Raw genomic sequence first — 7,982 nt, 5'->3', positions numbered from 1 at the left:
GGGAACGTCCCTATTGTGGGAACCGCTGTAGTGCCGCGCCATGCTCGGCCGGGGCCGTCCCCCCTGCTGCGAAGCGCCCACACCCCCCCCCCCCCCCCCCCCCCGCGCCGGCCCCCCCCCCCCCCCCCCGGCCGGTGCATGGTCGCGCGCGTGCAGGCGCAGGCCATCGTTGCTGCTCCAGTACAGATCATCGTAAGACTGGGTCATGCAGGTGTTTCCTAGAAATCGTAGCGGACGCTGAGGCTGTACTGGCGCGGCGGGCCATAGAAGCCGATCAGGGTGCCGACTGCCGGGATGTTGTAACCGGTGGTGCGGTATTCCTTGTCGGCCAGGTTGGTGCCCTGCAGCGAGAAGGTCCAGGCGTCATTGAGCTTCCAGATCACGCCGGCATTGACCAGCCCGTAGCCGTCCTGGCGGATCACCGGGCTCAGGTCGGTGGTCGGCCACACTTCGCTCTGGTAGCTGTAACCCACGCGTGCGGACAGGTTGCTGCCATTGGCCAGTTCGGTGCGGTACTCCACGTTCAGTGCACCCGAGAAATCCGGCGCATTGGTGAATTTCATCTGTTTGGCGACGTTGACGCCACGGTCCATGTACTCGTCGTACTTGGTGTCCAGCCAGGCCAGGTTGCCGGAGATCAGCCAGTGCGCGGTGGGCAGGTACTGGTATTCGATTTCCAGGCCGTTGACGGTGCCCTTGCCGGCATTGGTGAAGTCGCCGAAGAAGGCATCGTTGACGCCGTCGCCATTGGTGTCGATGCCGGTGAACACCGACAGCTGGATGTCCTTGTACTTGTTGTGGAAGGCGGACAGGTTCAGGAACAGGCGCGAGTCGAGGAAGCCCATTTTGCTGCCGATCTCGAAGCTGTCGACGGTCTCGTCATCGAAGGGCTCGGCCGAGCGCGGCACCGCCACGGCGTTGGCGCGGATGTTGTAACCGCCGGACTTGAAGCCGCGCGTGGCCAGACCGTAGACCATGATGTCCGGGGTGATCTGGTAGTCCAGCGACACCTTCGGCGAGACGTTCTTGAAGTTGGTGGTCTTGTCGAAGTCCGCAGCGACTGCGATCGGGCGGCTGAAGGTCGCGTCGGAGTAGAAACGGTTCAACACGACCGCACGCTTGTCCTCGTCGGTGTAGCGGGCGCCGACGTCGAGCTTGAGCTTGTTGGTCAGGTCGAAGGTCCAGTCCGCATAGAGCGCGATGCTGTCGGTCAGCACCTTGCCGCGGGTATCGCCGAACTGCAGGTTGAAGAAGTTGTTGCGGATCTGTCCGCCAGCTTCACCACTGAACTGGTACAGGCCAACCACACCGCGCACGCGGCCGCCGGCGTCGTAGTTCAACTGCAGCTCGTTGCTGACCTGGCTGTCCTCGTAGAAGCCGCCGACGTCGGCCAGCTTGACCTGCGTGGTGTCGAAGTCGATGTTGGAGTGGCTGTCGGATTCGCGCTTGGCGACCACATACTTCAGTGCAATGTCGTCGTTGGGGCGCCAATTGACCGTAGCCGAGGCGCCCTTGGTCTCGACGCTGTTGAGGTTCTGCATGCCCGAGCGGATGTCGTAGCGGTCATCCATCGGCGGGTAGGCCGGGGTGAACGGGTTAGGTGCCAGCATCTTCGAACCACGCATGCCGGACTGGTCATCAATCCAGTCCAGCGCGAACTGCACGTCGAAGTCGTCGCCTGCATAGGCGCCCAGGTTCAGGCGTGCGGCATTGATCTGTTTGTCGCTGATCGGCTGGCCGGTCAGCGTGTTCTCGCCGAAGCCGTCGCGGTTCATGCTGGCCACCGCGATGCGTCCGCGCAGGCCGCTGTCGGCGCCGCCCAGCGGGCCGCCGATGGCGGCCTTGGCATCAAGCTGGTTGTAGTTTCCGGCGGTGACCTGGGCATAGCCCTCGACCTGCGTGGGCAGGCCGCGCGAGATGTACTTGATCGCGCCGCCAATGGTGTTCTTGCCGTACAACGTGCCCTGCGGGCCGCGCAGTACTTCGATGCGTGAGACGTCGAACACGTCCAGCAGGGCACCCTGCGGGCGAGCGATGTAGACGTCATCCAGATAGATGCCCACGCCCGGGTCCGCGCCCCAGGTGGGATCGGACTGGCCGACGCCGCGGATGTAGGCGGTGACCGTGCTGCTGGCGCCGCGCGCCGCGTAGATGGTCAGGTTCGGTACCTGTGAGTCGAGATCGGCGATGTCCTGCACGTTCAACTTGTCCAGCGCTTCGGAGGTGAAGGCGGTGACCGCGACCGGCACTTCCTGCAGGGTTTCTTCGCGCTTGCGCGCGGTGACGGTGATGCTGTCCAGGTTGGTGGCCGAAGCGGCCTTGCCCTCCGTCGCCGCAGCCGGTTGTGCTTCCTGTGCCAATACCGGCCCGGAGGCCAACAGCGCGCCGATCATCAGGCTCAAACAATTCCGCTTCATTCGGTCCTCCCCAGGCAAGTGCGTTGTAGATGGCCGCATGCCACCCTCGGAGCCAAGGCTAGCGACGCGGGTGTGCACCAGCGAGTGGACCTAGGTCCAGTCGGCAGCGGCCATCAGATCAGGATACTGGGCGCCTCTCCACTCGGAAGCGCCGTATGTCGTTACTGATCGTACTTGCAGCGCTGGGCTTCCTCATGCTGGTGGCCTACCGCGGTTACAGCGTGATCCTGTTCGCGCCCATTGCCGCACTCGGCGCGGTGCTGCTGACCGACCCGTCGCTGGTGGCACCGATGTTCACCGGCTTGTTCATGGACAAGATGGTCGGCTTCCTGAAGCTGTACTTCCCGGTGTTCCTGCTGGGTGCGGTGTTCGGCAAGCTGATTGAGTTGTCCGGCTTCTCCAAATCGATAGTCGGGGCGGCGATCCGGTTGTTCGGCCCGCAGCGGGCGATGCTGTCGATCGTGCTGGTGTCGGGCCTGCTCACTTACGGTGGCGTGTCGTTGTTCGTGGTGGTGTTCGCGGTCTATCCGTTTGCTGCCGAGATGTTCCGCCAGAGCAATATCCCCAAGCGGCTGATCCCGGCGACGCTGGCGGTGGGCGGTTTCAGCTTCACCATGGATGCGCTGCCGGGCACGCCGCAGATCCAGAACATCATTCCGACCACGTTCTTCGGCACCGACACCTGGGCCGCGCCTGTGCTCGGCATCCTCGGCAGCATCTTCGTGCTGGCGGTGGGCATGGCTTACCTGGAGTGGCGCCGTCGCGTTGCCGTGCGCAATGGCGAGGGCTATGGCGATCCGGCGACGTTGGTCAACGAGCCGGTGCCGTTCACTGGTACCAATCTGGCGCATGCGGGCATTGCGGTGTTACCGCTGCTGCTGGTGTTCGTATCGAACAAGCTGTTCACCCTCGGCATTCCGCATTGGTATGGCGCCGAGCACAGCTTCGTGCCGTCCATCCTCGGCAAGTCCGCTCCGGTGGTGCAGGAAGTGCCGAAGATCGCTGCGATCTGGGCGGTGGAGGGGGCGCTGCTGGTGGGCATCCTGTCGGTGATGCTGTTGGCCTGGCGGCCGGTGGTGACCCAGTTTGCCGATGGCACCAAGACCGCGATCAGTGGCGCCTTGTTGGCCGCGATGAACACTGCCTCGGAGTATGGCTTTGGCGCGGTGATCGCTGCATTGCCGGGTTTCATGGTGGTGGCCAATGCCTTGGGTTCGATCAAGGACCCGCTGCTGCATGAAGCCGTTACCGTGACCGGCCTGGCTGGCGTCACCGGCTCTGCCTCCGGCGGCATGAGCATCGCCTTGGCGGCGATGTCGGAGACCTTCATCGAGAACGCGCAGGCGGCTGGCATTCCGATGGAAGTGCTGCACCGGGTTGCGTCGATGGCCTCGGGCGGCATGGACAGCCTGCCGCACAACGGCGCCGTGATCACCTTGTTGATGGTGACCGGGCTGACCCATCGTCAGGCCTACAAGGACATTTTCGCCGTGACCATCATCAAGACCCTGGCGGTGTTCGTGGTGATCGGCATCTATTACGCCACCGGCTGGGTTTGACAGCGGCGTCGCAACACCCTCTGGAAGGCTGGTCCACGAGGATTTCCGGTACGACTTCATCCACGACTCACGCATGAGGATCTGGCTATGAAATCTGGAATCGCTTCAATCAAGGCTCTTGTACTGCTGCTGTGCAGCTGGCTGGCGGCGGGCAGCGCGTTCGCGCAAAGCGCTGCAGGCCATTGGGATTTCGGTGTGTACGGCAACCTTTTCGGTGCCCGCGAGTACCAGGTGTGGGTGCCGGCGGGTTATGAGACAAGCAAGCCATTGCCGGTGCTGCTGGTACTACATGGCTGCGTCAACGGGCCCAACCTGATGGGCGAAGCCTCGGGCTTCAATGATGTCGCCGATGTCGAAGGTTTCATCGTGGTCTATCCGCGGCAGAACGTTACCTCCAATCCGACCCGCTGCTGGAACTGGCAGCTGCCGATCAACCAGGCGCGTGGAAGCGGTGAGGCCTCGATCCTGGCGGGGATCGTCGATGCGGTGAAGGCCGGTTATGCCGTTGATCCGCGCCGGGTCTACGTCACCGGCATCTCTGCCGGCGGTGCGATGACCTCGATCATGCTGGCCTGCTATTCGGACGTGTTCGCTGCCGGTGCCATCCATTCCGGCGGCATGTACAAGGGCGCAACCACCATATCTGGCAGCGCCTATGCGTTGTTGGCGGGCAGCATCTATTCGCCGGAGAGCAATGGCAAGCTTGCCTGGCAGTGCTCGGGCTCGCCGTCGCCGCGCCCGTTGCCGGTGCTGGTGTTCCATGGCAGCGCCGATGCCACGGTCAACCCGGTGAACGGCCAACAGGCGGTGCGTCAGTTCCTGCAGACCAACGACCTGGCCGATGACGGGCTGGACAATGACTCGGTCAAGTACGTGCCGACCAGCACGGTTGCCGGGCAGGTGCCGGGTGGGCGCGCGTACACGGTCAAGAACTACACCTACGGCGGCAAGACCCTGGTCCAGGACTATCTGGTGCATGGCATGGGTCATGCGTGGAGCGGCAGCACCTCCGGCCTGCCGTTCACCGACCCGCAGGGGCCGGATGCAACCCTGATCACCTGGTTGTTCCTGAAGGACCAGCTGCGCTGAGCGCTTGCAACGCGGGAATTGATTGAAGCGTGTCATTGCCAGCGTGGGAGCAATCGGCTCCTGCGCTGGCGTGTGGTTTTATGATGTTATCGGCTGGCGATGCCATCGAATTGCAACCTTGTGCGGTGATGATCTGCGCGCCTCATGCCGCGCAGTCGGCCCTATCCGGGCTGAGCGCAATCATCAACTGCCAACCAAGGCCATTCCATGCAGCGTCACCGCATCACTTCTGCAGTCACCCGTACCACCCATCATTTTCCGCGTCGCTCGCTGCTGGCCCAGGCCTGCGCATTGTTGATCCTGCCACTGGCCGCACAGACCGCGCTGGCCCAGGATGCCGCGCCGGCCGAGGCGCGCAGCGCCGCCACGGCGCTGGACACCATCACCGTCACCGCCGAGCGCCGCGAGCAGAACCTGCAGGACGTGCCGGTATCGGTGGGCGTGGTACAGGGCGAGGCGCTGCGCAGCTATACCGAAGGTGCCGATGACACCTTGCTGGCGCTGTCCGGCCGCGTCCCCAGCTTCTATGCCGAGACCACCACCGGGCGCATCTTCCCGCGCTTCTATATCCGTGGCCTGGGCAATATCGATTTCTACCTCGGCGCCTCGCAGCCAGTCTCCATCATCCAGGACGACGTGGTGCTGGAGCATGTGGTATTGAAGTCCAATCCGGTCTATGACGTGGACCAGGTGGAAGTGCTGCGCGGCCCGCAGGGCTCGTTGTTCGGCCGCAACACCACCGCCGGCATCGTCAAGTTCGATACCGCCAAGCCCAGCCAGGATCCGAGCGGCCGGGTGAATGTCAGCTACGGCAGCTACAACACGGTCGCCATCGACGGTGGCATGGGCGGCGCGATCAATGACGTGCTGTCCTACCGTGTGTCGACCCTGTACCAGCATCGCGACGATTGGGTGGACAACACCTATCGCGGCCCCAGCGCCGATGGCACGGTGACGCCGAAGAACGACACGATGGGCGGCTACGACGACCGCAACCTGCGTCTGCAGCTGCTGTACAAGCCGAACGAGCAGTTCTCGTTGCTCGGCTCCGTGCATACCCGCGACTATGAAGGCACCTCCACCCTGTTCCTGCGCAATGCGCTGGTGAAGGGCAGCAATCGCGTCGATGTGCCGCGTGACAAGGTCGCCTTCGATGAGGCCGACAACAACCCGCAGGCCTACAAGACCCACGGTGGCTCGCTGAAGGCCACTTATGACTTCGGCAACACCACGCTGACCTCGATCAGCGCCTACGAGACCACCTCCGGCTACAGCCGTGGCGATACCGATGGCGGTGCCGCGGCGAACTATCCGGTCAATGGCCTGCCCAACGGCTATGGCCAGTCGATGGGCCAGGTGCAGGACCTGGACCAGTTCACCCAGGAGCTGCGCCTGGCTTCCAATGCCACCGATCCGCTGTCATGGCAGGTTGGAGCGTTCTACTTCGATGGCCGCGACACCACCGATTTCTACCAGCGCGCCTGGTTCCTCGACGCACCGGCACGCAATCCCAACAACTGGGTGCGCCTGCGCAACATCAATACCTCGTGGGCAGGCTTCGGCCAGGTTAGCTGGAAGGCCACCGATGCGCTGACCTTGACCGCTGGTATCCGTGCGACCAAGGACGAGAAGAGCACGCGTCTGCTGAAAACCGCCGACACCGCTGCCGGTCTGGTCACCTACAAGGGCCGCCACAACGTCGAGATGTCGGACACCCAGCCGAGCTGGGACCTGAGCGCGATGTATGAAGTCAGCCCGGAGCTGAGCCTTTACGCACGCGTGGCACGTGGCTTCCGTGGGCCGACCATCCAGGGCCGCTCGGCGGTATTCAATGCCGACTTCACCACTGCCGATTCGGAAACCATCCTGTCCTGGGAAGCCGGCATCAAGAGCAGCCTGTTCGATAACCGCCTGCGTCTGAACGTCAGTGGCTTCACCTACACGGTCAACGACATCCAGCTCAACGGCAATGACTCCAACGGCAACGGCGTGTTGTTCAATGCCGACAAGGCGCGTGCCTACGGCCTGGAAGCCGACATGGATTGGCGCCCGATCCCGAACCTGTCGCTGACGGCCGGTCTGAGCCTGCTGCACAGCGAGATCCAGGACAAGCGCGTCTATGCGCAGGTCTGTGCGTTGAATGGCGTTGTGGTGTGCACGGTCAACGACCCGACCATCAAGATCGGCAGCAATGTCTACGCCCAGATCGACGGCAACCCGCTGCCGAACGCACCCAAGTACAACCTGAACCTGGCCGCGCGTTACGACATTCCGGTGGGTGATGATGGCGCGGTGTTCTTCTCAACGGATTGGAACAAGCAGGGCGAAACCCAGTTCGTGCTGTACGACAGCAAGGAGTTCTACTCCAAGGGCAATTTCGAAGGTGGCCTGCGCGTTGGCTATACCGGCGGCTACGGTGCTTGGGAAGTGGCGGCGTTCGCCCGCAACATCACCAACGAGAAGAACCTCAAGGGTGTGATCGAGAACTACATGGCGGCGGTCTACAACGATCCGCGCATCATTGGTGTTTCGTTCAACTACAACTGGCGTTGATTGCTCAAGCCCCTCTCCCGCTTGCGGGAGAGGGGTTGGGGTGAGGGGGCGGTGCAAAGCGCCGTGCAGCTGCGCTTTGCGTCATTCGTAAAGTGGGCAAAGCAGGGGCTGGAAGCCAAAAGCCGCCCTCATCCGCTCCTGCGGAGCACCTTCTCCCGTAAACGGGAGAAGGGAAAGGGCCACGGCCACGGCCACGGCCAAAGCCACAGCCACAGCCACAGCCACAGCCACAGCCACAGCCACAGCCACAGCCAAAGCCAAAGCCAAACCCAAAGCCAAAGCATAAGAGCCAGGAGCCAGTAGCAGAGCGATTCCCGCCTTCGCGGGAATGACGGCATCGGAGCAAAAAGCCAGAGCCAAAGCC

General features: G+C 63.2%; 5 protein-coding genes. 3 read left to right on the top strand and 2 right to left on the bottom strand.

What is annotated here, in order from left to right; all coding sequences use genetic code 11:
* Positions 1-218: 218 nt before the first annotated feature.
* On the bottom strand, positions 219-2,417 hold the full coding sequence (locus AC1VWL_RS18770) for a TonB-dependent receptor (RefSeq protein WP_482987686.1): 2,199 nt from the start codon (positions 2,415-2,417) through the stop codon (positions 219-221).
* Positions 2,418-2,572: 155 nt separating this feature from the next.
* Here AC1VWL_RS18770 and AC1VWL_RS18765 point away from each other — a divergent pair, with 155 nt between their 5' ends.
* The 3 genes from AC1VWL_RS18765 (at position 2,573) to AC1VWL_RS18755 (ending at position 7,618) form a co-directional block, all read left to right on the top strand.
* Positions 2,573-3,976: a GntP family permease gene (locus AC1VWL_RS18765; RefSeq protein WP_482987685.1), complete on the top strand. Its 1,404-nt coding sequence runs from the start codon at positions 2,573-2,575 to the stop codon at positions 3,974-3,976.
* Positions 3,977-4,063: 87 nt separating this feature from the next.
* Positions 4,064-5,065, top strand: a complete 1,002-nt coding sequence (locus AC1VWL_RS18760) for an extracellular catalytic domain type 1 short-chain-length polyhydroxyalkanoate depolymerase (protein WP_482987684.1) — start codon at positions 4,064-4,066, stop codon at positions 5,063-5,065.
* 207 nt (positions 5,066-5,272) lie between these two features.
* Entirely contained in the window at positions 5,273-7,618 is a 2,346-nt protein-coding gene (locus tag AC1VWL_RS18755; RefSeq protein ID WP_482987683.1) for a TonB-dependent receptor, read from the top strand.
* A gap of 81 nt (positions 7,619-7,699) precedes the next feature.
* On the opposite strand, the gene AC1VWL_RS18750 is transcribed toward AC1VWL_RS18755, so the two are convergent.
* Positions 7,700-7,982, bottom strand: a 283-nt coding sequence (locus tag AC1VWL_RS18750) for a hypothetical protein (protein WP_482987682.1), incomplete at its 5' end; no start/stop codon positions are given.

Source organism: Stenotrophomonas sp. STEN063 (assembly GCF_056854515.1).
Note: the sequence above shows the minus strand (reverse complement) of the source record. Positions and strands in the feature narration are given on the sequence as shown.

Coding starts and splice junctions, on each gene's coding strand:
- AC1VWL_RS18770 (WP_482987686.1), bottom strand. CDS start 2,417: ATGAAGCGGAATTGTTTGAGCCTGATGATCGGCGCGCTGTTGGCCTCC.
- AC1VWL_RS18765 (WP_482987685.1), top strand. CDS start 2,573: ATGTCGTTACTGATCGTACTTGCAGCGCTGGGCTTCCTCATGCTGGTG.
- AC1VWL_RS18760 (WP_482987684.1), top strand. CDS start 4,064: ATGAAATCTGGAATCGCTTCAATCAAGGCTCTTGTACTGCTGCTGTGC.
- AC1VWL_RS18755 (WP_482987683.1), top strand. CDS start 5,273: ATGCAGCGTCACCGCATCACTTCTGCAGTCACCCGTACCACCCATCAT.